A 23,042-nucleotide genomic window follows, 5' to 3' on the forward strand; every position below is an offset into this window, starting at 1 on the left:
CGGTGGGGGCGGCGGTGGAGCACCCCCGGCCGGCGGGGCGGCGGGCGGCATCGGCGTGCCCGCCAGCGGCCCGTAGATGTTGTCGTTGAGGGTCACCCGGTCATCCGGCGGGATGCCCTGGGAGATCAGGTTGGGATCGAACGGGTAGGGGCCCAGGGCGTGCTGGCGCATCGCCAGCGGTTCGAAGTTGCCCTGGCTCTCGCAGATTTCGACGGTGGGCGCGCGTTTCCCGGGCTGGCCCATGCACGGGTAGTTGCGTGCGCCGCGCACCGCGATCGGCGAGTCCTGCGGCAGCTTGCAGTACAGGCCGTCGGGGGTGTCGACGTCGGACAGGTCCGACGGGGAGCGCCACGACGACGGCGGCAGGAAGCCCACCGTGCAGGCCGGCGGATCGCTGATGGTGAGGGTGAAGTCGCCCTGGGTGAACCCGGTGGGGTTGTTGCGGGGCAACCCCACCGCCTGCACCGAGGCGATGTAGGGCGGCAGCAGGACGAGCAGTTGTTCCAGCGACGGGCGGTAGGTCACCGCGATCCGCCCGACAGTGGTCAGGTTGGCCAGCAGCACCGGCAGCGTGGGCTTGACGTCGGCGAGCAGTCGGGCGCCCTCATCCAGGGCACCGGGCGCACCGGCCAGCAGCGAACGCAACTGCGGGTCGTTGGTGTTGAGTTGGCCGGTCACCCCGGCCAGGCTGCGCGCCCAGACGCGCAGCGCCTCGGCGGAGGCGTTCTGGGCCTCCAGCAGCGGTCTGCTGTCGTCGACCAGGGCGCGGGCCCGGTCCCCGACCTTGTCTAAGTCCCTGGCCACGGTCGACACCGAATCCAGCAGCGCCGCCAGATCGTCACCGGAACCGTTGAGTCCCTTGAACGATTCGTCGAGCAGTCGCGACAGCTTCTCCCTGGGGATGCTCTTGAGCAGCGCACTGGTCTGGTCCAGCAACGGGCCGACCTGCTGCGGCACGGTGGTGTCGCCGACCGGTATCACCGAACCGTTCCGCAGATACGGCCCCTCGTCGGTGCGCGGCAGCAGGTCGACGTACTGCTCGCCCACCGCCGAGACGCTGAGCACGCTGGCCTGCAGATCGGCCGGGATCTTCGGTGAGGTGGCCAGCGACAGGGTCGCCTCGGCGCCGGACCGGGTCGCGTGGACGTCGGTGACCTTGCCGATCTGCACGCCGCGGTAGGTGACGTTGGAGAACCGGTACAGCCCGCCGGTCCTGGGCAGTTCCAGCGTCACCGTCATCCGCCCGATGCCCAGCAGGGTGGGCAGTTGCATGTAGACCAGCACCATCGCGGTGATGCCGACGATCGAGGCGATGGTGAAAAGGATCAACTGGATCCGCACGAAGCGGGTGAGCATCAGCGCCCACCCCCGTCCATCGGCGCCAGTTTCGACTCCGGCGCGGGACTCGGCGCGGGCCCCGGCGGCGGCGGGGCGGGTGGGTCGGCGTCGGGGTCGGCGTCGGGCGCCACACCGGCGACCGCGGCCGGCGGCGGACTGAACGGCGCGTTGAGCGGATCGTAGGTGTAGGTCGCGTACCACGGATCACCCGGCGCGGGAACGAGTTTGGCCCCCTCCTGCCCCCAGCGGGTGCCCAGCAACAGCGTCTTCTTCAGCCGCGGGACGGTGAAGTCGAAGATGATGTACTGGTTGAGGTAGTCGCCGCGGATGGCGCGGTCGATGGTGGACTGCCCGTACGGGAACGCGGTGAAGTAGGCCAGCGCCTGATTCAGGCCCGGTCCGACGTCGGCCAGCGACCGCAGGGTCGGCTCGAGGTTGCGCAGGTTGCGGATGAGGTCGGCCCGGGTGTCGTCGACCACGCCGGCGGCCACGGTGCTGAGATTGCCGAGTTTGGTCAATGCCTCGGTGAGCCTTGGCCTTTCGGCTACCAGCACATCCAGCGCCGGCGGAATCCGGTCCAGCGCCCGGGTCAGCACGTCGCGCTGGCCGGCGAAGGTGCCGGCCACCCGGTTCAGCGACACCACCGTCGCGTTGATGCTGTCGCGCTGGTCGGCCAGCACCCCGACGAAGTCGTTGAGTCGCACCAGCAGATCCCTGATCTGTGGTTCGCGGCCGTTGAGCGCCCGGTTGAGTTCGGCGATGATGTCGCCGATCTGGCCCACTCCCCCGCCGTTGACGACCACCGACAGCGCCGACAGCGTCTGCTCGGTGGTCGGATAGGTCGACGACGAGTTCAGGCCGAGAGTGGCGCCGGTGGCCAGTCGTCCACTCGGCGACTGGCCCAGGGGCGGGTTGAGGGCCAGGTGCATCGACCCCAGCAGGCTGGTCTGTCCCACGGTCGCGACCGCGTTGGCCGGGATCACCACGTCCGGCTTGACCGAGATCTCGACGTCGGCGTGCCAGTCCTTGACCGTCATGCGGTTCACGCTGCCGACCACCACGTCGCCGACCAGCACCGGCGAATTCGGTTCCAGCGTGCTGACATTGGCCAGTTCGACGTGATAGGTGGCGGCGCCCGGGCCGCGGCCGACCGCGCCGGGCAGCGGAAGTGAGTTCAGGCCGCCGAATCCGCACCCGCTGACAGTCGCCGCCAGGCAGGCCGCCGCGATCCCCCTCCGCACGCGCATGACGGTCACGGGTTGGCCCCCACTCCCTGGGGCAGCGGCACCGGCGCCGGCGGCGGCGGCGGCACCGGGGCGGCGGCTTCGGCGGGCAGTTGAGCCGGCATCAGCATCCCGGTCAGGGTGGACGGGCCGGCCGGGGCCGGGCCGTGCGGCACCCCCGCCGGGACCGGCGCGCCCGGGTACAGCGCCGGTTGCGGATCGGCGGGCAGGCCGTCGGGCGCGTAGGCGCCGCGCGGCGCCGGCGGACCGGGCGGGCCCCAACCCGGCGGCGGGGGCACGTCCCCGTTCAGACCGGTGTAGGCCGAGATCTCCGGCGGAATCTCCACCGTCGGCCCGGTGCCGCCCCCGCCGGGGGCCAGTTGCGGCTCCGAGTAGATCAGGTTCCACGGGCTGGGCGACTTGCCCAGGTAGACGTTCGTCGGCAGCGGCAGGTAATTGAAATTGAGCAGCCGCAGCGCCGGGCCGAGGTACTGCGAACACAGCTTGCCGGTCTCGCCGGCGGTGACGTTCTCGATCGCACCGATCGCCGCGCACACCACCTGCAGCGGGTTGGAGAAGTTCGCTAGCGCGAAACCGCCCAGCGCGCTCTGAATGTCGGGGTTGTAGATGTTGTAGCTGTTCCCGATGGCGTTGGGCGCCACGTGCAGCAGGTTCTTCAGCGCCATCTGGTTGTCGCTGAGGTTCTTGACCACGTCCGCCAGCCGGCCGACCTGCTCGGCGGTCTGGTTGCGGCTGCCCGCGACGAACCGCTTCACATCGTCCACCGCACCGGTCAGGTTGGTCAGCGCCGCGTCGAGGTCCGAACGGCTGTCGTCGAGCACGCTGGACACGGTGGCCAGCCGGTCCTGGAACTGCACGATCTGGACGTTGCTGTCCCGCAGCACCGTCACGAAGGTCTGCAGGTTGGCGATGACGTCGGTGATGTTCCCGCTGCCGTCGGCCAGGATCCGGCTCAGGCCGGTCAGCTGCCGGATGGTCTCGCGGAGTTTGTCGCCGTTGCCGTCCAGGGCGCCCGCGGCACTGTCGATGAACCGGCCCACCGACGACGTCGACGCCGCCGCTTCGGGCCCCAGGTCGGTGGACAGCCGCATCAGTTGGGTCTTGATCTCGTCCCACTCCACGGGCACGGCGGTGCGGTCGACGTCGATGACGGCGCCGTCGGGCATCGTCGGACCGGTGGTGTCGCCGTCGGCCCCGAACGCCGGCGCCAGTTGCACATACCGCGCACCCACCAGGTTCTGGGCGACGATGACCGCCCGGGCGTCGGCCGGGATCGGCACGGAACGGTCCACCGCCAGAGTCAGTTTCGCCTTGGTGCCCTGGGGTTCGATGCCCTTGACGGTCCCCACCCTGACCCCCGCCACCCGCACCTGGTCACCGGGGTAGATCGCGGTCGCACTGGTGAACAGCGCCGTGATGGTGGTGGCTTTGTGCACGGTGTTGCGCACCATGACCGCGGCCGCGGCCGCGATGGTCAGGAGAAGTACCGCGGCGATCGCCGCCGCGCGCCGTGAGCGGGTCATCAGGGCGGCCCCGGCGGTGGACCCCAGGTCTCATTCGGCTGGGGTATTCCGTTGTAGGGCAACGGGAATTCCGCCCGCGGCCCGACGTTGTCCGGCGGTTGTCCGGCGTTCACGCCGCGCCGGTAGCCCAGCGCGTAGTCGAAGAACGGCTGCAGCGTCTGCGCCGGGCTGAGATTTGCCACGAAGGCGTTGTAGTAGAAGCCGCCGTTGACCGCCTCCGCCTGGGTGAGCTGGAACTTGGCCAGCCCCGCCATCGCCTGGGCGACGTTGTCGTTGTTGCGCTGCAGCATCTCGGTCACCGAGTTCAGCTTGGTCAGTGCCGGTGCGAGTTCGGCCTCGTTGTCGGCCACCAGCCCGGTCAACTGCCGGGACAGCGCCGAGGTGTTGGCCAGCAGGTTGACGATCGCGTAGCGGCGCTGCTCGAGGACGCCGAGCAGTTCGTTGGCGTTGAGGATCAGGGTGTTGACCTGCTGGCTGCGTTCGGACAGCACTGCGGTGACGCCGGCGGCGGTCTTGAGCAGGTTGGCCAGCGACCCGTTGCGCTCGTTGAGCGCCCTGGAGATTCGGCTGATCCCCTCGAAGGTCGGCCCCAGTTGCGGCGCCAGCCGGTCGATGGTGGTCGAGAGGGTGTCCAGCGACCGGTTGACCGCGGCGGTGTCGGTGGCGGCGGTGTTGGCGGTGAACTCGCTGAGCGCCTCGGTCAGCGAGTACGGGGACCCGGTGCGCGTCGTCGGGATCACGTCGGAGGCGCGCAGCGTCCCCTGGCCGCTGGACTCCAGGGTGAGCACCCGCTGACCGAGCAGGGTGCCGGTGCGGATGTTGGCGGTGGTGTCCGAGCCGAGCCGGGTCTTTCCGTCGACCATGAAGGTCACCAGGGCCTTGCCCTGCTGCAGCGCCACTTTCGAGACGGTGCCGACCTTGACCCCGGAGACCCTCACCTCGTTGCCCGGGGCCAGCCCACCGGCTTCGGTGAACAAGGCCTGGTGGCGGATCGCGGTCGCCCACTCGGTGATCCGCTGGGGCTGCAGACCGACGGTGATGATGAGCAGGATGACCGTCACGCCGATGAAGCCGGCGCGGATGAGGTGCGGGCCCCGGTACTTGAGTATCACGGTTCGGCACACCTCCCGGTGTTCTGCATGATCCACGGGAAGTAGGCGGTGCGGCCCTGCAGGTCGGTGACGCGCACCGACATCCCGCACAGGTACTGGTTGATCCAGCTTCCGTAAGAACCCAGCCGCACCAGCTTGCGGAAGTTCTTGGGCGCCTTCTGCAACGCGATGTCGAGGGTCTCTTTGTCGTCGTCGAGCAACGGCGCCAGTCGGGCCAGTTGGTCCACCGTGCCGGCCAGTGGGGGCCGGGCGCCGGTGAGCAGGTCGGTCAGCGACGCGCTGCCGCTCTCCAGTGCCGTGATCGCGTTGCCGATCGGGTCGCGGTCGGCGGCCAGTCCGCTGACCAGTTGCTCCAACTTGTCCACCGCGCCGGAGAATTCACCGCCGCTGGCGTCGATGGTGGCGAGCACGTCGTTGAGGTTGTCGATCAGTTGCTGCACGGTCTGGCTGTTGTCGGCAAGCGCGTTGGAGAACGCCGAGGACTTGGCGAACAGCGACTCGACGTTGCCGTCCTGACCCTGCAGGATCTGAATCAGCGAGGCCGTCAGCGCATTGACCGCCTGCGGATTGAGCCCCTGCACAACGGGTTTCAGGCCGCCCAGCAGCAGATCAAGGTCGAGGGCGGCCTCTGTGCGTTCGGCCGGGATGACCGAACCGGGCGGCTGTATCCGGCTGGATCCCGGACTGTCCATCAGTTCCAGGTAGCGGTCACCGACCAGGTTCAGGTAGCGCACCGCGGCCTTGGTTCCCGAGGTCAGCACCAGGTCGCGCTGGGCGCCGAAGTCGACGGTGACGGAGTTGTCGGGTTGCAGCGTAACGCTTTTCACCGACCCGACCCGCACCCCGGCGACCCGCACCGAGTCGCCGGACTTCAGGCTGGAGACGTCGTCGAACAGGGCGGTGTAGGTGTTCTCCGGGCCGCCGCGGTACTGGCCGAAGATCGCGAACAGCAACGCGGTGACCGTCAGCATCACCGCCACGAAGATCCCGACCTTGACTCCGGTGCGTCCCAGCGGTCTCATCCGGGCATCCCGATCTGCGAGGTGTTGCGCGGCGGGCCGTCCAGAGGGCCGAACAGGGCCTGCTTGAGCCCCTCGGAGTTGAGCAGGATGCCCTGGTTGCCGTACTGCGCCTGGTTGGCGCCGATGTCGGTGACCACATACGGCGGGCGTTGTTCGTAACCGACGTTGGGCAGGTCGGTGCACTGCGGGCCGCCCTTGGCCGCCACCTTGGGCAGGTTGGCCGGATAGCGGTAGCGCTCGCGTCCCAGGAAGAAGCCTTGCAGCAGAGTGGCTCCCGGCCTGGACAGGCCAGGCCCGTTGGCCAACGGCAGCAGGCCCGCGATGCCGCAGTACAGCGCCGGGCTGTACTGGTTGGTCAGGTCGGTGGTGGGCAACAGCAGGTGCACCACGTCGGCCAGCGACTGGCGGTTCTCCGACAGCACGTCGGTGCCGATGTCGGCCAGTCCGATCGCGCTGAGCAGCAGGGCGTCCAGGCTGTCGCGCTGATCCACCACGGTGTCGCCGACCCGGGTGGTGTTGGCGACGACCCCCAGCAGATCCGGGGAGGCGTCGGCGACGGAGTCGAAGACCCCCGGCGAGATCTGCAGCACCGCGTTGAGGTTGTCCAGCGACGGGTTCAGCTTGGCCAGGGCGCTGTCGAGGTCGACGAGGGTCTGGCCGAACTTGTCGCCGCGGCCGCCCAGCGACTTGGAGATCGCCCCGAGGGTCTGGTTGAGCTTGGCGGGTTCGACCTCGGAGAGCACCGAGACGAGTTTCTCGAACACCGTGTTCAGTTCGACGGTGACCTTGCCGCCCCGGATCGTCGCCCCTGCGCCGAGCGCCTCCGCCGACGGCTCGGCGGGCGGCACCAGTTCGACGAACTTGGATCCGAACACCGTCGAGGAGGTGATGTCCGCGCCGACGTTGGCCGGGATGACGTCGAGGGACTTCGGGTCCAGCGCCAGGTGCAGCGCCGCGCCGCCGTCGGGCAGCGGTTCGATCGAGGCGACTTTGCCCACCGGGGCGCCGTTGAGCTTCACCTTGGCGTTCGGATACATCACCAGCCCGGCGCGGTCGGCCAGCACGGTCACCGGAACCGTCCTGGTGAACCGGTCCTGGAACAGGCCCACCGACACCGCGACCACCAGGGTCAGCGCGAGCACGGTCAGCACGCCCGCCAGCGGGCGGGCGTAACGGGAGCCGAAGGCGGACCGGGTCGTCATCGTCACCCGGAAAGGTTGAAGTTGCCGTTGGAACCGTAGATCGCCAGGGAGACAAGCAAAGTCACCGACACCACCACGATCAGCGAGGTCCGCACCGCGTTGCCCACCGCGACACCCACCCCGGACGGCCCGCCGGAGGCGAAGTAGCCGAAGTAGGTGTGGATCAGCAGGATCGTGGTCGCCATCAACACCGCCTGCAGGAACGACCAGAGCAGGTCCAGTGGATTGAGGAAGGTGTTGAAGTAGTGGTCGTACAGCCCGGCGGACTGCCCGAAGAGTGCCACCGTCACGAACTGGCTGGCCAGGAACGACAGGATGACCGCGATCGCGTACAGCGGAGTGATCGCGACCAGGCCCGCCACCAGTCGGGTCGACACCAGGTACTCGACCGGGCGGATGGCCATCGACTCGAGTGCGTCGATCTCCTCGTTGATGCGCATCGCGCCCAACTGCGCGGTCACCCCGGCGCCGAAGGTGGCGGCCAGTCCGATCCCGGCCACCACCGGCGCGGAGATCCGCACGTTGATGAACGCGGCCAGGAAGCCGGTCAGCGCCTCGATGCCGATGTCGCCCAGCGACGAGTAGCCCTGAACGGCCAGGGTGCCGCCGGCCGCCAGGGTGAGGAACCCGACGATGGCCACCGTGCCGCCGATCATCGCCAGCGTGCCGGCGCCCATGCTGATCTCGGCGATGAGGCGGACGATCTCCCGGCGGTAGTGAACCAGTGCGTGCGGCATGCCCGCGATGGCCCGGCCGTAGAACAGGGTGTGGTCGCCGATCCTGCTGAACAGGCCGACCGGCAGGGCCAACCGGCGGAACAAGCGCGGGTAGGTGGCCCGTAGGACGGTCATGTTGTTCGCTGACATCGGTCCCGCCTCAGCCCGTGGTCAGCCGGATGCCGACGGCGGTGACCACGACGTTGATCACGAACAGCGCCATGAAGGCGTAGACCACGGTCTCGTTGACGGCGTTGCCGACCGCTTTGGCCCCGCCGCCGGAGATCATCAGGCCGCGGTAGCAGGCCACCAGGCCGGCGATCAGCCCGAACAACGCAGCCTTGACGCAGGAGATGATCACCTCGGGCACCCCGGTGAGGAGAGTGATGCCGGCGGCGAACGCGCCGGGGTTGACGTCCTGGACGAAGACCGAGAACACGTAGCCGCCGAGGATGCCGATGATCACCACCAGCGAGTTGAGCAGCAGCGCCACCAGACCCGAGGCCAGCATCCGCGGGGTGACCAGGCGCTGGACCGGGTTGATGCCCAGCACCTCCATCGCGTCGATCTCCTCGCGGATGGTGCGCGATCCGAGGTCGGCGCACATCGCCGTGGCGCCGGCCCCGGCGACGATCAGCACGGTGACCAGCGGGCCCACCTGTGTGACCGCGCCGAAGGCGGCCCCGGCGCCGGACAGGTCGGCCGCGCCGAGTTCCCGCAGCAGGATGTTGAGGGTGAAGCTCACCAGGACGGTGAACGGGATGGCCACCAGCAGCGTGGGGGCCAGCGACACCCGGGCGACGAACCAGGACTGCTCCAGGAACTCCCGCCACTGGAACGGGCGGCGGAAGATGTAGCGGACGGCGTCGGCGGACATCGCGAACAGCCCGCCGACCGCCTCCATCGGACTGGAGGCACCCTTGCCCAAGGCGATGCCCGGGGACCAGCGATCCGCCTTGTCCGCCATCCGCCTGGGCGCTCTTTTCGTCCGCGAAACCCCGCGCCGACCCGGGTGTCGGCGATTCCGTCCGAATGTAGGCGAAGATCTGCGTGGGAGTGCGCTGAATCCCCGGAGTGGCGCGCACAATGAGGCGACCCCGCGGCGACAGGAGCACACCCGGCCATGGCCACCACCGAGTCCGTCGGACCGCAGCGCTACACCGACCGCCGGGTGCTGATCACCGGCGCCGGTTCCGGCATCGGCCAGGCCTGTGCTCTTCGCATCCTGGGTGAGGGCGGCCTGGTGGCGGCCGCCGATGTCAGCGCGGCCGGACTGGCGGACACGGCGTCCAGGGCGGGCGCCGCCGCCGACCGGATGAGCACTGTGCCGATGGACGTCGGCGACGAGGGCTCGGTCGGCGCCGCGGTGGGCCGGGCCGTCGAGTTCCTCGGCGGACTCGACACCCTGGTCAACGCGGCGGGCATCCTGCGGTCGGCGCACTTCCTGGACACCGCGCTGGCCGATTTCGAGCGGGTGCTGCGGGTCAACCTGGTGGGCACCTTCCTGGTCACCCGGGCGGCGCTGCCGGCGCTGCGGGAAGGAACCGCCCCGGCGGTTGTCAACTTCAGTTCGACCTCGGCGACCTTCGCCCATCCGTACATGTCTGCCTACGCCGCCTCCAAGGGCGGTGTGCTGGCGATGACGCACGCCCTGGCCGCCGAGTTCGCCAGGGAGGGCATCCGGTTCAACTCGGTGCAGCCCGGGTCCATCTCGTCGGGGATGACCGACGGCAGCGGCGAGTCCGGGCAGAGCGCCGGGCCCGGTCTGCCGGCCGACGCCGACTACCGGCTTTTCGCCCGCGTCGCCCCCGGGTTGCCGCTGCCGGGCGGGGCGATCTTCGCCGACCCGGCCGCGGTGGCCGCCGTGGTCGCGATGCTGGGCAGTCCCGAGGCCTTCTTCATCACCGGCACCGAGGTTCGGATCGACGGCGGGGCGCACATGTGAGGCGGCTCCGCTTTCGGACCGCCGTCGAGTGTGCCGATTTCAACTTCGCGGCGGCGTGTCACGCGCGAAACCGCACTGTCGCGACGGCGCTTCTTGCGGAATCGGTTGCGCAATCTGTTGCGCAGGATGCCGAAATCCGCGAAAGTTTACCCCGGAGGGTCTACCGGGAAGGCCACCTGACGAGCCGAGGAGGACGGTCCTGACCGAGTCCGGCGCCGCCAGCACCCGACATCTGCCCGGGCAGGTCCGGCCGCACCGCGGCGACGGCAGCCCGGTGATCGAGATCGACCATGTGACCAAACGCTTCGACGACTACGTCGCGGTGGCCGACGCCGACTTCTCGATCGGCGCCGGGGAGTTCTTCTCGCTGCTGGGTCCGTCCGGCTGCGGCAAGACGACCACGCTGCGGATGATCGCCGGCTTCGAGACCCCGACCACCGGCGCCATCCGGCTGGAGGGCGTGGACGTGTCCCGCGTTCCGCCCAACAAACGCAACGTCAACACCGTCTTCCAGCACTACGCGCTGTTCCCGCACATGACGGTGTGGGACAACGTCGCCTACGGACCGCGCAGCCGCAAGCTGGACAGGGGCGAGGTCAAGAAGCGGGTCGACGAGATGATCGAGGTCGTCCGGCTCACCGATTTCGCGCTGCGCAGGCCGGCGCAACTGTCCGGCGGCCAGCAGCAGCGGGTGGCGCTGGCCCGGGCGCTGGTGAACTATCCCAGCGCCCTGCTCCTCGACGAACCGCTGGGCGCGCTGGACCTCAAACTGCGTCACGTCATGCAGTTCGAACTCAAGCGCATCCAGCGCGAGGTCGGGATCACGTTCGTCTACGTGACCCACGACCAGGAGGAGGCGCTGACGATGAGCGACCGGATCGCGGTGATGAACGCCGGGAGGGTCGAACAGATCGGCACCCCCACCGAGATCTACGACCGGCCCGCCAGCGTGTTCGTCGCCGGTTTCATCGGGCAGGCCAACCTCTGGACCGGCCGGCAGACCGGGCGGGCCAACCGCGACTACGTCGAGGTCGACGTGCTCGGCGCCACCCTGAAGGCCCGGCCGGGCGAGACCCCGATCGAACCCGGCGGGCAGGCCACCGTGATGGTCCGCCCGGAGCGGGTGCGGGTGTCCGTGGGCATGCCCACCGGAGAGACCGCGGCGGTGGCGGCCACCGTCGCCGACCTGACCTTCCAGGGTCCGGTGTTGCGGCTGTCGCTGGTGGCCGCCGACGGCTCCCCCATCGTCGCCCACGCCGGCCCCGAACAGGACCTGCCGATGCTGCGTCCCGGAGACGACGTCTACGCCGGCTGGGCGCCGGAGGCCTCGCTGGTGCTGCCCGCAGCCGACATCCCGACCGCCGAAGGCCTCGAGGAGATGCTCGACGCCTCCCCCGAAACCCGTTGAGACACCGAGCGAAAGGCACACCCATGTCAGAGATCGATCCCCGCCTGGCGGCCCGCCTCAGTTCGCGCCGGCGGTTCATCGGCGGCGGCGCCGCCGCCGCGGCCGCGATGGTCCTGGGCCCGTCGTTCCTGGCGGCGTGCGGTTCGCCGGACAAGTCGGCGTCCGGACCCGGCTCGGACAAGCCGCTGGCCCCCGCCGACGACGGCGGCCAGGCGTCGGGCAAGCTGCGGATCTCGAACTGGCCGCTGTACATGGCCGACGGTTTCGTCGCGGCGTTCCAGACCGCCTCCGGGCTGACGGTGGACTACAAGGAGGACTTCAACGACAACGAGGAGTGGTTCGCCAAGAACAAGGAGCCGCTCTCGCGCAGGCAGGACATCGGCGCCGACCTGGTGGTGCCCACGCAGTTCATGGCCGCCCGGCTCAACAGCCTGAACTGGCTCAATCCGATCGGTGAAAGCCGGTGGACCAACAAGAAGAACCTGCGTCCCGACCTGCTGAAGTCCAAGGCCGACGAGGGCCGCAAGTTCAGCGCGCCGTACATGTCCGGCATGGTGGGCCTGGCCTACAACCGCGCCGCCACCGGCCGCGACCTGACCAAGGTCGAGGACATGTGGGATCCGGCCTTCAAGGGCAAGGTCAGCCTGCTGTCGGACACCCAGGACGGGCTGGGCATGCTGATGCTGTCCCTGGGTCAGTCGCCGGAGAACCCCAGCACCGAGTCGGTGCGCAAGGCCGTCGACCTGATCAAGGAGCAGAAGGACAAGGGGCAGATCCGCCGCTTCACCGGCAACGACTACGCCGACGACCTGGCCGCCGGGAACATCGTTGTGGCGCAGGCCTATTCCGGCGACGTGGTGCAACTGCAGAAGGACAACCCGGACCTGAAGTTCGTGGTGCCGGAGTCGGGCAGCACGACTTTCCTGGACACCATGGTGATTCCCTACACGACGCAGAACCAGAAGGCCGCCGAGGAGTGGATCAACTACGTCTACGACCGCGCCAACTACGCCAGGCTGATCGCGTTCACCCGCTACGTCCCGGTGCTGAGCGACATGACCGACGAGCTGACCAAGATCGACCCGGAGCTGGCCACGAACGCGTTGATCAACCCGCCGAAGGCGACCCTGGACAAGCTGAAGTCCTGGCCGACGCTCACCGACGAGCAGTTCCAGGAGTTCAACAAGGCCTACGCCGCCGTCACCGGCGGCTGACCTCGTGGCAGGTGTGGCCGGCAGCACCCGGCAGCGCAGCAGGATCGCGCCTTATCTGATGGTCCTGCCCGCGCTGGCCTATCTGGGCGTCTTCTACGTGGTGCCGTTCTTCTCGCTGTTGGGCACCTCGCTGTCGACGATGAGCGGTTCGGTCTACCTGCCCGAGCTGACCTTCGCCTGGCAGTTCGGCAATTACGGCCGGGCACTGAGCGAGTACCGCGAGCAGATCCTGCGGTCGTTCGGCTACGCGCTGAGCGCCACCGTGCTGTGTCTGCTGCTCGCCTTCCCGCTGGCCTATGTGATCGCCTTCAAGGCCGGCCGGTTCAAGAATCTCCTTCTGGGACTGGTGATCCTGCCGTTCTTCGTGACCTTCCTGATCCGCACCATCGCCTGGAAGACCATCCTGGCCGACGACGGCTTCGTGGTCGACGCACTCGGTTCGGTCGGGCTGCTGCCCGCCGAGGGCCGGCTGCTGTCGACGGGCTGGGCGGTGGTCGGCGGGCTGACCTACAACTGGATCATCTTCATGATCCTGCCGCTCTACGTCAGCCTGGAGAAGATCGACGCCCGACTGCTGGAGGCCTCCCGGGATCTCTACGCCGGCAACGGCCGGATGTTCGGCAAGGTGATCCTTCCGCTGGCCATGCCCGGTGTGCTGGCCGGCAGCCTGCTGGTGTTCATCCCGGCCGTCGGCGACTTCATCAACGCCGACTACCTGGGCAGCACCGGGACGACCATGATCGGCAACGTGATTCAGAAGCAGTTCCTCGTGGTCAAGGACTACCCGGTGGCGGCGGCGATGAGCTTCGTCCTGATGGCGCTGATCCTGGTCGGGGTGCTGCTCTACACCCGGGCGCTGGGCACCGAGGAACTGGTGTGACCCTCGGCGGCCTCAAACTCGGCGACCTCGCGCTGCGGATCGGGGCGGCGTTCACCCTGCTGTTCCTGTTCCTGCCGATCCTGGTGATCATCGTCTTCTCGTTCAACGACCCGGCCGGAAAGTTCAACTACACCTGGCAGGGCTTCACGCTGGACAACTGGGCGCACCCGTTCAAGTACCCGGCGCTGGCGCAGGCACTCAAGATGAGCCTGAACGTGGCGGCGGTGTCCACCGCGATCGCGCTGGTGCTGGGCACCCTGGTGGCCGTCGCCCTCGTCCGGCAGCGTTTCCGGGGCCGCGGCGCGGTCGACACTTTCATGGTGCTGCCGCTGACCTCGCCCGAGGTGGTGATGGGCGCCTCGCTGCTGACCCTGTTCCTGAGCATGGGGTGGGCCACCGGCTACGTGACGATCGTGATAGCCCACGTCGCCTTCCAGATCAGCTTCATCGCGATGACGGTCCGGGCCCGCATCCGGGGCTTCGACTGGACACTGGAGGACGCCTCGCTGGACCTGGGAGCCGGACCGGTGCGGACGTTCTTCAAGGTGACCCTGCCCCTGATCGTGCCCGGTATCGTCGCCGCGGCGATGCTGTCCTTCGCGCTGTCGCTGGACGACTTCATCATCACCTACTTCGTCAGCGGATCGACCGTCACCTACCCGCTGTACGTCAACGCCGCCACCAAAGCCGCTGTGCCGCCGCAGATCAACGTGCTGGCCACCGCCATCCTGTTGATCAGCTTGACCCTGCTGGTCGTCGGGACGCTCTACCGGCGCAAGCGGGTCGTTTAGCCCGTGGACGTCGAATCGTTTCTGCAGTCCATCCCGCCACTGGCGGTCTATCTCGTCGTCGGTGTCGTCATCGGCCTCGAGAGCCTGGGCATCCCGTTGCCGGGCGAGATCACACTGGTGACCGCCGCCCTGCTGTCCACCCGCGGGTCGCTGGACATCAGCCCGGTGTTGGTCGGCGCCTCGGCGACGGCCGGGGCCATCGTCGGCGACTCGATCGGTTACAGCATCGGCCGGCGGTTCGGGATGGGGCTGTTCGAAAGGCTGGGGCGGCGGTTCCCCGGCCACTTCGGCCCCGGGCACGTCGCGCTGGCCAAGCAACTCTTCGCCCGATGGGGCGTGTGGGCGGTGTTCTTCGGGCGCTTCATCGCGTTCCTGCGCATCCTGGCCGGGCCGCTGGCCGGGGCACTGCGCATGCGCTACCCGAAGTTCCTGGCGGCCAACGCGACCGGCGCGGTGGCCTGGGCCGGCGGGACCACGGCGGTGGTCTACTTCCTCGGGTTGGCCGCCGAGCGGTGGCTGGCCCGGTTCTCCTGGGTGGCGCTGGTCGTGATGGTGATCGCCGGGATCGCGATGACCCGGTTGTTCAAGGAGCGCACCGGCGCGCTGATCGCCCAACTCGAGTCCGAGCACGACTGGGAATCGCTGCGGCGGGACCGGTGATTCAGTGCACCAGTTCGACTCCGGCACTTGCCATTCCGGCCAGGGCGTCCGCCGTCGACTGCGGGGCGACTCCTGCCGTCAGGGGGACCAGAACGCGGGTGGCGAAGCCGGCGCGGACGGCGTCGTGCGCGGTGGCCCCGACGCAGTAGTCGGTGGCGATGCCGACGATGTCCACCGCGTCCACGCCGTGGGCATGAAGCCAATCGGCCAGGCCGACACCGTCGCAGGCGCCCTCGAAACCGCTGTAGGCGGCGGAGTGGGCGCCTTTGAGGAACACGGCCTCGAACGGGGCGGGGTCGAGTGCGGCGGGGAAATCGGCGCCGGTGCCGCCGGCCACGCAATGCCGGGGCCAGGAGTCCACGAAGTCGGGCCGGTCGGAGAAGTGCGGGCCCGGGTCGATGTGGAAGTCCTTGGTCGCCACCACGTGGTCGTAGCCGTGCGACGCCTTCAGCAGGGCGTCGACGGCCCGGGCGACCCGCGTTCCGCCCTCGACCGCCAGCGACCCGCCCTCGCAGAAGTCGTTCTGCACGTCCACCACGATCAACGCCCGCACCGACCCACCGTAACCCGCAAGTACGGTGGCATCGCCGCTTCACGAGGGAAATGCTGATGCCGTTCGACTTCTTCGAAGCCGCCGAACTGCGGATCCCGGCGGTCACCGCCGAACAGGCCGGGGCCATCGCGGCCGAGCGCTTCGGCCTGACCGCGGCGGCCACCGCACTGGGCAGCCAGCAGGACGCCAACTTCCTGTTGCGCCGCGACGGCGAGCCGGTCGGCGTGCTCAAGATCGCCAACCCGGCGTTCAGTCGGACCGAATTGGAGGCCCAGGACGCCGCGGCCGCCTTCATCGGCGACAGCGAGAATCTCCGGACGGCCAGGAATGCGAACCCCGGCGCCGCCATCGCCGAGGTCGACGGATTGTTCGCCCGGATCATCGCCTACCTTCCCGGCGGAACGCTGAGCGGCGACCGTTACCTGCGGCCGGCACAGGTCGCCGCCCTCGGCGACGTCGCCGGGCGCACCTGCCGGGCGCTGGCGGGTTTCGACCACCCCGGGGCGGAGCGGGTGTTGCAGTGGGACCTGCGGCACGCGATGCGCACCGTCGGCGGGCTGGCCGCCCACGTCGGCGACGAGCACCGTCGTCGTGCCGTCGAGTCGGCGGCGGCGGCGGCCTGGCGTTCGGTGGCCCAGGTCGCCGAAGACCTGCCGGTGCAGGTGATCCACGGCGACATCACCGGCGACAACGTGGTGTGCGCCGACGGCCTGCCCGACGGGCTGATCGACTTCGGTGATCTGATGCGGTCCTGGGCGGTGGCCGAACTGGCCGTCGCCGTCGCCACCCTGCTGCGCCACGACGGCTGCGAACCGGCGGCCACCCTGCCGGCCGTCCAGGCGTTCCACGCGGTGCGTCCGCTGTCGGCGGCCGAGACCGACGCGCTGTGGCCGTTGGTGGTGCTGCGGGCCGCGGTGCTGGTGGTCAGTGGTGTCCACCAGACCGCCATCGACACCGAGAACAGTTACGCCACTTCGGCTTTGGATCACGAGTGGCGGATCTTCGAGCGGGCCTGCGAGATCCCGATGGATGTGATGACCGCGCAGATCCGGTACGCGCTGGGCCTGGCCCGCCCGGCGCCGGACGTGGCCGGCGCCGCCCCGCTGATCCGCGGACTCGACCCCGGTGCGGTTGCGCGGCTTGACTTCTCGGTGGAATCCGACGCCATGGACGGCGGGGTCTGGCTGGAGCCCGATTGCGAGGACCGCCTGGCCGCCGCGGCCATCGCCGCCGGGGCCGCGGCGGCGGCCGGCGACTTCGGGCAGGCCCGGCTGACCCGGTCGCAGACCCTCAGCGAGGTCTCCCCCGCGACCGTGGCCACCGGCCTGCAACTGTGGCCGGCCGGGTCACTGGCGCTGACGGCGCCGTGGGCGGGCTCGGTCGCCGCCGGCCCGAATGAACTGACGCTCACCGGAGCCGACGCGACCCTGCACATCGTCGGCGCGCTGAGCGCCACCCCCGGTGAGGCGGCCGCGGGTGCGGCGCTGGCCGACGTCACCGGCCCGGTCTGGATCCAGGTTCTCCGCGGCGCCGGCGGGGCGCCGCTTGTGGTTCGCCCCGAGTACGCCGCGGGCTGGCTGCACCGGGTCAGCGACCCGGCGGTGCTGGTCGGACTGCCCGCCCTGCCCAGCCTGCAGGACGACAGCGCCGCATTGCGGCAGCGGCGCTCCCGCGCCTTCGCGACCGTCCAGGAGCACTACTACGAGCACCCGCCCCGGATCGAACGGGGCTGGCGCGAACACCTCATCGGCACCGACGGCCGCAGCTACCTGGACATGGTGAACAACGTGGCCGTGCTCGGCCACGGCCGCACTGAACTGGCCGACGCGGTGGCCCGCCAGTGGCGCCGGCTCAACACCAACTCGAGGTTCAACTACGGCGCCGTGGTGGCGCTGTCCGAACGGCTGGCCGCCACCCTGCCCGACCCGCTGGACACCGTGTTCCTGGTCAACTCCGGCTCCGAGGCCGACGACCTGGCGCTGCGGCTGGCGATGGCCGCAACCGGACGCCACGACGTGGTGGCCGTCGCCGAGGCCTACCACGGCTGGACCTACGCCACCGACGCGATCTCGACGTCGATCGCCGACAACCCCAACGCGCTGACGACCCGGCCGCCGTGGGTGCACACCGTGCCCTCCCCCAACGCCTATCGCGGCGCGCACCGCGGCGCCGACGCCTCCCGCTACGCCCCCGAGGCGGTGGCGATCGTCGAAGACCTCGTCGCGCAGGGGCATCCGCCGGCGGCGTTCATCTGCGAGCCGTTCTACGGCAACGCCGGCGGGATGGCCCTGCCGGACGGTTATCTGCGGGCGGTGTACGCCGCGGTGCGGGATGCGGGCGGCCTGACGATCGCCGACGAGGTGCAGGTGGGCTACGGCCGCACCGGCCGCTGGTTCTGGGCCTTCGAGCAGCAGGGCGTCGTCCCCGACATCGTCTGCGTGGCCAAGGCGATGGGCAACGGACATCCACTCGGCGCCGTCATCACCACCAGGGCGATCGCCGACGCCTACCGATCCTGCGGCTACTTCTTCTCCTCGGCCGGCGGCAGCCCGGTGTCGTGTGTGGTCGGGTTGGCGGTTCTCGACGTGATCGAGCGGGAAGGAATGCAGGAGAACGCGTTACGGGTCGGCGACCATCTCAGGGCGCGGATAGCCGCGCTGGCCGGGCGTCATCCGCTGATCGGCACCGTGCACGGCAGCGGCCTGTACCTGGGGGTCGAACTGGTCCGCGACCGCGACACCCTGGAACCGGCCGTCGCCGAGACCGCGGCGATCTGCGAGCGGATGCGCGAACTGGGAGTGATCGTGCAGCCCACCGGCGATCGGCAGAACGTGCTGAAGATGAAGCCGCCGATGTGCATCACCGTCCGGTCGGCGGATTTCTTCGTCGACACCCTCGAAAGGGTGCTCACCACCGGCTTCTGAGCCAGTCCCGTTGGGCGCGAACGAATTCCGCGTCCACCGTGGCACCGTGGCCGGGCACGTAGACCGCGTCCTCGCCACCCAGGGCCAGCACCCGGTCCAGGGCGGCCGGCCACGCGGCCGGGTCGGCGTCCGCGCCGACGGCCGGGTCGGCGGACTCCTCGACCAGATCGCCGCAGAACACCACCGTAGGACTGCCCGCCACCACCACGACCAGATCGTGGCCGGTGTGTCCGGGGCCGGGATGGGTGACCTCGGCGGCACGGCCGCCGAGGTCGATCTCGGCGCCCCACACCAGGCGGTCGGGTGGGCGGACCGCGCGGCCGGCCCGCGCCACCTGGTCGGGGTCGGCCCCGTACCGCAGCGCCTCGGCACACACCGCGTCGAGCCGGCCGCTCAGCGCGACCGCCACCGGCGGGGCGGCGTAGATCCGCGCGTCCGCAAACCCGGCCGAGCCGAGGATGTGGTCGAAGTGGTGGTGGGTCAACACCACGTGGGTGACGCCGCGACCGGTCAGGTCGCGTACGTCGTCGGCGACGGCGGCGGCCTCCGCGGTCGTCGTTCCGCAGTCGATCAGCAGCAGGCCCGCGTCCCCGGCGACCAGGCCGACCGAGACATCGAGGAACGGCAGCCGGGTCCGGTGCACGCCGGGGGCGAGTTCCTGCCAGTCGTGGTGCACCGATCGACGGTACTGCCGGCAACTTCGACGCGCCCGGAACCGAGTCGGGCCGGGCGCCGTTGCGACCGGTAGATTGAAGACACCTACTCACAGGAGCGTGCGATGACCACGGGTGACCAGGATCCCAACGTTTACGGGCAGCCGTCGGGCTACCCGCCGCCTCCCCCCGCGGGTTATCAACCGCCGTTGGACTACCCGGCGCCTCCGGTGGAATACCCGGCCCCGCCGGCCGGGTATCCCGGGCAGCCGGGGCTGGGCTACCCGCCGCCCGCGCCGGCCTTCCCGCAGACCGGGCCCGGCTACCCGCCGCCGCCGGCCCCGGGTTACCCGCCGGTGGCCGGTTACTACCCCGGCTACCCGCAGACCGGTTACGGCTACGCCGGCCGGCCGGGTGGCCTGCTGGAACGCTGGGGCGCCCGGGTCATCGACGGGTTCCTCGTCGGGATCGTGTCCTGGCTGCTGGCGATGGTCTTCGGCTCGACGGGCAGCATCATGGTCACCGGGCTGTTCACCGGGGTCCTGATGTTCGCCTACTTCGTGGCGATGGAGGTCACCCAGGGCCGCACGCTGGGCAAGAGATTGCTCGGGATGTCGGTGCGGGGGGCCGGCGGCGCCCCCAAGCCGGACTTCAGGCAGTCGGCCATCCGCAACGCCTGGACGCTGCTGCCGGTCATCCCCTACGTCGGCGGTCTGCTGGGCGTCGTCGCGATCATCGTGATCGCGGTGACCATCAGCAACAGCCCCACCAAGCAGGGCAAGCACGACGAACTGGCCGGCGGCACCCAGGTCGTCAAGAGCTAGCCGTCTGGTTGCGGTTCCACTCCAGCCAGCCCACGCCTGTTCGGCCGTCGGCGGTCCGCACCGTCGCCCACGCCCGCGGGAAGAAGCTGACCCGCCCGTCCGGGGCGACCAATCGCACCGGCGCGTTCCCCTGTACGTGGATGCCGGCCACCAGCGGACCGGGCTGCATGGTCAGTGTGGTGGTCTCCGGTAATCCGTTGTCGGCCAACGCCGCATCGGTGGTGACCGACGTGGTCTCGATCACCGGTCGGCCGGGTGGCTGGATGTAGCCGACGCTGACCGGCGGCATGCCGGGGATGCGCAGATCCACCCCGTGCAGGTGGGTGCCGTCGTCGAGGTGCAGCGCACTCCACACCCAGTCCATGCTCCACCAGTCCCGGACGCCATGGCTGTGGTCACGTTGGCCGGGCACCGCGTTGAGGGTGTAGCGCTCGCCGTCGATGGTCACGGTTCCGGTTACCGTGCAGGGGATTTCGTAGCGGGTGGCGATCCGGTAGGCGTACGGGGTGCCACTGGTGTCCCAGGTCAGGTCCATCGCCAGCTGCGCCGGTTCGCCGGACTGTTCGTGCAGCAGTCCGGCCGGGTCGTCATGGGAACGCGCCGGGCCGGCCACCGACACCCGATAGGTCTGCAGCGGAACCGTTGCGCCGTGGCGCATCTCGATGTCACCGGCCCGCAGGTCGTTGGGATTCGCCGGCAGCGGGGCGTGGAAGTCCAGCAGTGCCACGGTCGGCATGTCGGGTCCGCAGACCAGGGCGTTGATCCAGGCCAGGTTCTGGTTGGGGACCAGGCCCAGCCGGATCCAGCCGCCGACGCCCTGCTCGGGGTCGGCGAAGTCCCAGTACCAGCTTTCGTTCCAGAGCGGCTCTTCGCCCGGGGCGTGGGCGGCTTCGTCGGCCGGATCCGGCTGCAGCGCTGGGCTTTCCACGGGCTGGGGCAGCACCTCCAGCGCCCCGGTGTCCAGGACATGGCTGCTGTGCCGGTCCATCATGGTCAGGAACATCTGATCGCCGCGTTCGGTGCGCTCGACCAGCATCGAGGACACGATGGCCATCATCACCCCGAAGAAACTCTGCCGGCGCACCCCGTCGCGGACCTGTTCGAGGGTCATCGGGGGGTTCGGACCGAGGCCGGCGTGATAGGCGGCCAGCAGTTCGTCGTAGTGCGCCCGGCGGTCCTCGGTGCGCAGGGCGCAGCCAAGGAAGTACGCGACATCGGTCAGGGCCGGCCCCCAGGTGACGGTCTGCCAGTCCACCACGGTCAGGTCGCGTAGCGACCCGGGGCGGCCGAACAGCATGTTGTCCAGGCGGTAGTCGCCGTGCACCAGACCCTTGACCCGGTCTTCGGCGGCCTCGCGGGCCAGGTGGGCGTCGAAGCTGTCCACCAGGCGACGGCCGACCAGCCGCTGCTGCGGTGTGATGGATTCGCCGTAGCGGTCGACGAACCCGTTGAACAGGCCGGTGATCAGGGCCTGGTTCATCGGGGTCACCCGGTTCAGCCACGGCGCCTCGGCCGGGCTCTCGCTGCCGATCAGCGGGGCGTGCAGGCGACCCAGTCGGGTCAGCGCCAGTTTGGCGTCTTCGATTGTGGCGCCACTGATTTCGTCGCCCACCTCGGCGGGGGCGGCGTCGTCGATCAGCAGGGTGAACATCCCGGTCTCGGGTTGATAGGAGGCGTGGAAGCACCGGGCAACCGGGCCGCCCAACCGCGGTGCGACGTCGGAGTAGAACTGCACCTCGCGTTCGTAGAGACCCAGTGCCTGCCCGGTGCCGCGGCTCATCGGGTCACTGGCCGCCACCTTGAGCACCACCGAGGCGGGCCCGTCGCCCTCGGCGTAGGTCAGCGCGACCCGGTAGCACTCGCTCATCTGGCCGGTGCCGATGCGCTCGACGGTGAAGCCCCCGACCCGGCCGGCCCCGAGTGTCTCGGTCAGCCAACCCGCGGTGAGGTCCTCGGGGCGTTCGATCGGGGCGGCGGCGGTCATGTGGTCGTCGACGTCAACAGCGGCACAGCTGCCAACTCAGCCATTCGCCGATCGCGGTCATTGGTCTCCATGATTTCCCTCCGGGTACGTCAGGGAGCGTCGCGGTCGAGCGTGAAACCTGCCCAGGCCCGGCGGCGGTGCGGGTTCGGGTCGTATTCGACGTGGGTGTGCCGGTCGAACACCAGCACCGGGCGCTCGGTGTGGTTGTAGGCAGGCCAGTCGTCGCCCGGCACTCCGGTCCGGCTGAACTCCTGCCAGCGGTGCTGCACCTGGTGGCTGACCTTGACCGCGGCCCGCTGATCCACGCCTGCGGTCAGCACCGCCCCGACCCGGGAGCGGTAGATGCCGAACACCGCGAGAAGTTCGGTGGCGTGGGTGGCGCCCAGGCCGGCCCAGTGCAGGGTGCGCGGCGCGAAGTCGTAGCGGTAGACGTAGGTGGGTGCCAGCTTGGCGTGTGCCTCGGCGATCTGCCAGGCGGCGGTGCCGAAGATCATGTCCCCGCCGAACTCGATGCAGGCCTTGCGGTCGGGATACAGCGGGTAGGCGGCCAGAACGCGTTCGCGGACCTCGGTCGGGGTGTGGGTCAGCACACGTTCGATGGCGTGCTCACTGGTGGGCAGCAGCTTGAGGAACCGGGTGAACAGGCGTCCCTCATCGGCGTTTGTGCCGACGATCAGCGGAACCTTGTGCGCCACACCCTGTCTCATCGCCTCGAACGGGTCCAGCGGCAGGAAGTCGTCGCCGTGGGTGGGCCCCACCGCCGAGGCGCCGAGCATGTCACTGAGGCTGTGTTTCATCAGATGGTTGGTGGCCGCGACCAATTCGCCGGGCGTGGCGCGCAGCAAGGCCGGGCCGGGGTTGCCGCGGTCCGCGCCGATCCGGTCGACGAACCGTTCGGCGAATTTCGCGGCCACCTCCTGCGAGCTGACCATGCCCGAGGCCGGACTCTGCGAAATCGCTTGATGGAAGAGGCCTTCGGCTGCCGGGACGCCGAGCAGGGTGGCCACCACATGGGCCCCGGCGCTCTCGCCGAAGATCGTCACGTTGCC

20 protein-coding genes are annotated in these 23,042 nt (G+C 69.8%); 8 read left to right on the forward strand and 12 right to left on the reverse strand.

Annotated elements, in window-relative coordinates; genetic code table 11:
• The 8 genes from ADBZ5U_RS04555 to ADBZ5U_RS04590 all read right to left on the reverse strand — a co-directional run.
• Positions 1–1,356 (reverse strand): MCE family protein (locus tag ADBZ5U_RS04555; RefSeq protein ID WP_526262822.1); only part of this gene is annotated, 1,356 nt, incomplete at its 3' end.
• Positions 1,356–2,585 carry an MCE family protein gene (locus ADBZ5U_RS04560; protein WP_526262854.1) on the reverse strand — a complete coding sequence of 410 codons (1,230 nt, stop codon included), beginning with the start codon at positions 2,583–2,585 and terminating at the stop codon, positions 1,356–1,358. The genes ADBZ5U_RS04560 and ADBZ5U_RS04555, both read right to left, overlap by 1 nt.
• 5 nt (positions 2,586–2,590) lie before the next feature.
• Complete coding sequence (locus ADBZ5U_RS04565; RefSeq protein ID WP_526262824.1) at positions 2,591–4,105, reverse strand: MCE family protein; 1,515 nt, start codon at positions 4,103–4,105, stop codon at positions 2,591–2,593.
• On the reverse strand, positions 4,105–5,214 hold the full coding sequence (locus ADBZ5U_RS04570) for an MCE family protein (protein ID WP_526262856.1): 1,110 nt from the start codon (positions 5,212–5,214) through the stop codon (positions 4,105–4,107). Before ADBZ5U_RS04570 ends, ADBZ5U_RS04565 begins: the two co-directional genes overlap by 1 nt.
• Positions 5,214–6,239 carry an MCE family protein gene (locus ADBZ5U_RS04575; RefSeq protein WP_526262826.1) on the reverse strand — a complete coding sequence of 342 codons (1,026 nt, stop codon included), beginning with the start codon at positions 6,237–6,239 and terminating at the stop codon, positions 5,214–5,216. Before ADBZ5U_RS04575 ends, ADBZ5U_RS04570 begins: the two co-directional genes overlap by 1 nt.
• The gene (locus ADBZ5U_RS04580; protein WP_526262858.1) at positions 6,236–7,441 is read right to left on the reverse strand and encodes an MCE family protein; all 1,206 of its coding nucleotides are present in this window, start codon (positions 7,439–7,441) and stop codon (positions 6,236–6,238) included. The genes ADBZ5U_RS04575 and ADBZ5U_RS04580 overlap by 4 nt, the downstream gene beginning before the upstream one ends.
• Before the next feature lie 2 nt (positions 7,442–7,443).
• Positions 7,444–8,292: an MlaE family ABC transporter permease gene (locus ADBZ5U_RS04585; RefSeq protein ID WP_526262860.1), complete on the reverse strand. Its 849-nt coding sequence runs from the start codon at positions 8,290–8,292 to the stop codon at positions 7,444–7,446.
• Positions 8,293–8,317: 25 nt separating this feature from the next.
• Positions 8,318–9,124: an MlaE family ABC transporter permease gene (locus ADBZ5U_RS04590; protein ID WP_526262828.1), complete on the reverse strand. Its 807-nt coding sequence runs from the start codon at positions 9,122–9,124 to the stop codon at positions 8,318–8,320.
• Positions 9,125–9,280: 156 nt separating this feature from the next.
• On the opposite strand from ADBZ5U_RS04590, the gene ADBZ5U_RS04595 reads away from it, so the two are divergent.
• The 6 genes from ADBZ5U_RS04595 (at position 9,281) to ADBZ5U_RS04620 (ending at position 15,055) form a co-directional block, all read left to right on the forward strand.
• On the forward strand, positions 9,281–10,102 hold the full coding sequence (locus tag ADBZ5U_RS04595; protein ID WP_526262831.1) for an SDR family NAD(P)-dependent oxidoreductase: 822 nt from the start codon (positions 9,281–9,283) through the stop codon (positions 10,100–10,102).
• Positions 10,103–10,376: 274 nt separating this feature from the next.
• Positions 10,377–11,510: an ABC transporter ATP-binding protein gene (locus ADBZ5U_RS04600; RefSeq protein WP_526262833.1), complete on the forward strand. Its 1,134-nt coding sequence runs from the start codon at positions 10,377–10,379 to the stop codon at positions 11,508–11,510.
• A gap of 23 nt (positions 11,511–11,533) precedes the next feature.
• Entirely contained in the window at positions 11,534–12,724 is a 1,191-nt protein-coding gene (locus tag ADBZ5U_RS04605) for a polyamine ABC transporter substrate-binding protein (protein WP_526262835.1), read from the forward strand.
• Positions 12,725–12,728: 4 nt separating this feature from the next.
• Positions 12,729–13,604 (forward strand): ABC transporter permease, encoded by an 876-nt coding sequence (locus ADBZ5U_RS04610; protein ID WP_526262837.1) that lies wholly within the window; start codon positions 12,729–12,731, stop codon positions 13,602–13,604.
• Positions 13,601–14,395 (forward strand): ABC transporter permease, encoded by a 795-nt coding sequence (locus ADBZ5U_RS04615; RefSeq protein ID WP_526262839.1) that lies wholly within the window; start codon positions 13,601–13,603, stop codon positions 14,393–14,395. The genes ADBZ5U_RS04610 and ADBZ5U_RS04615 overlap by 4 nt, the downstream gene beginning before the upstream one ends.
• A 3-nt stretch (positions 14,396–14,398) precedes the next feature.
• Positions 14,399–15,055 (forward strand): VTT domain-containing protein, encoded by a 657-nt coding sequence (locus tag ADBZ5U_RS04620; protein WP_526262842.1) that lies wholly within the window; start codon positions 14,399–14,401, stop codon positions 15,053–15,055.
• 1 nt (position 15,056) lies between these two features.
• Here ADBZ5U_RS04620 and ADBZ5U_RS04625 read toward each other — a convergent pair whose 3' ends face one another.
• Positions 15,057–15,608 carry an isochorismatase family protein gene (locus ADBZ5U_RS04625; protein WP_526262844.1) on the reverse strand — a complete coding sequence of 184 codons (552 nt, stop codon included), beginning with the start codon at positions 15,606–15,608 and terminating at the stop codon, positions 15,057–15,059.
• A gap of 50 nt (positions 15,609–15,658) precedes the next feature.
• Here ADBZ5U_RS04625 and ADBZ5U_RS04630 point away from each other — a divergent pair, with 50 nt between their 5' ends.
• Positions 15,659–18,532, forward strand: a complete 2,874-nt coding sequence (locus ADBZ5U_RS04630; protein ID WP_526262846.1) for an aminotransferase — start codon at positions 15,659–15,661, stop codon at positions 18,530–18,532.
• Here the strand turns inward: ADBZ5U_RS04630 and ADBZ5U_RS04635 are convergent.
• The gene (locus ADBZ5U_RS04635) at positions 18,516–19,208 is read right to left on the reverse strand and encodes an MBL fold metallo-hydrolase (protein WP_526262848.1); all 693 of its coding nucleotides are present in this window, start codon (positions 19,206–19,208) and stop codon (positions 18,516–18,518) included. The genes ADBZ5U_RS04630 and ADBZ5U_RS04635 overlap by 17 nt on opposite strands.
• A gap of 333 nt (positions 19,209–19,541) precedes the next feature.
• Between ADBZ5U_RS04635 and ADBZ5U_RS04640 the strand changes: the two genes are divergently transcribed.
• The gene (locus ADBZ5U_RS04640; protein WP_526262862.1) at positions 19,542–20,009 is read left to right on the forward strand and encodes an RDD family protein; all 468 of its coding nucleotides are present in this window, start codon (positions 19,542–19,544) and stop codon (positions 20,007–20,009) included.
• Here the strand turns inward: ADBZ5U_RS04640 and ADBZ5U_RS04645 are convergent.
• Together ADBZ5U_RS04645 and ADBZ5U_RS04650 are read right to left on the reverse strand one after the other, a co-directional pair.
• A complete protein-coding gene (locus ADBZ5U_RS04645; protein WP_526262850.1) occupies positions 19,999–21,993 on the reverse strand; it encodes a DUF7064 domain-containing protein in 1,995 nt (664 codons plus the stop codon). The two genes, ADBZ5U_RS04640 and ADBZ5U_RS04645, sit on opposite strands and share 11 nt — an antisense overlap.
• An 89-nt stretch (positions 21,994–22,082) precedes the next feature.
• Positions 22,083–23,042 (reverse strand): carboxylesterase family protein (locus tag ADBZ5U_RS04650; protein WP_526262852.1); only part of this gene is annotated, 960 nt, incomplete at its 5' end.

The organism is Mycobacterium sp. (genome assembly GCF_040398885.1).
Taxonomy (GTDB): domain Bacteria; phylum Actinomycetota; class Actinomycetes; order Mycobacteriales; family Mycobacteriaceae; genus Mycobacterium.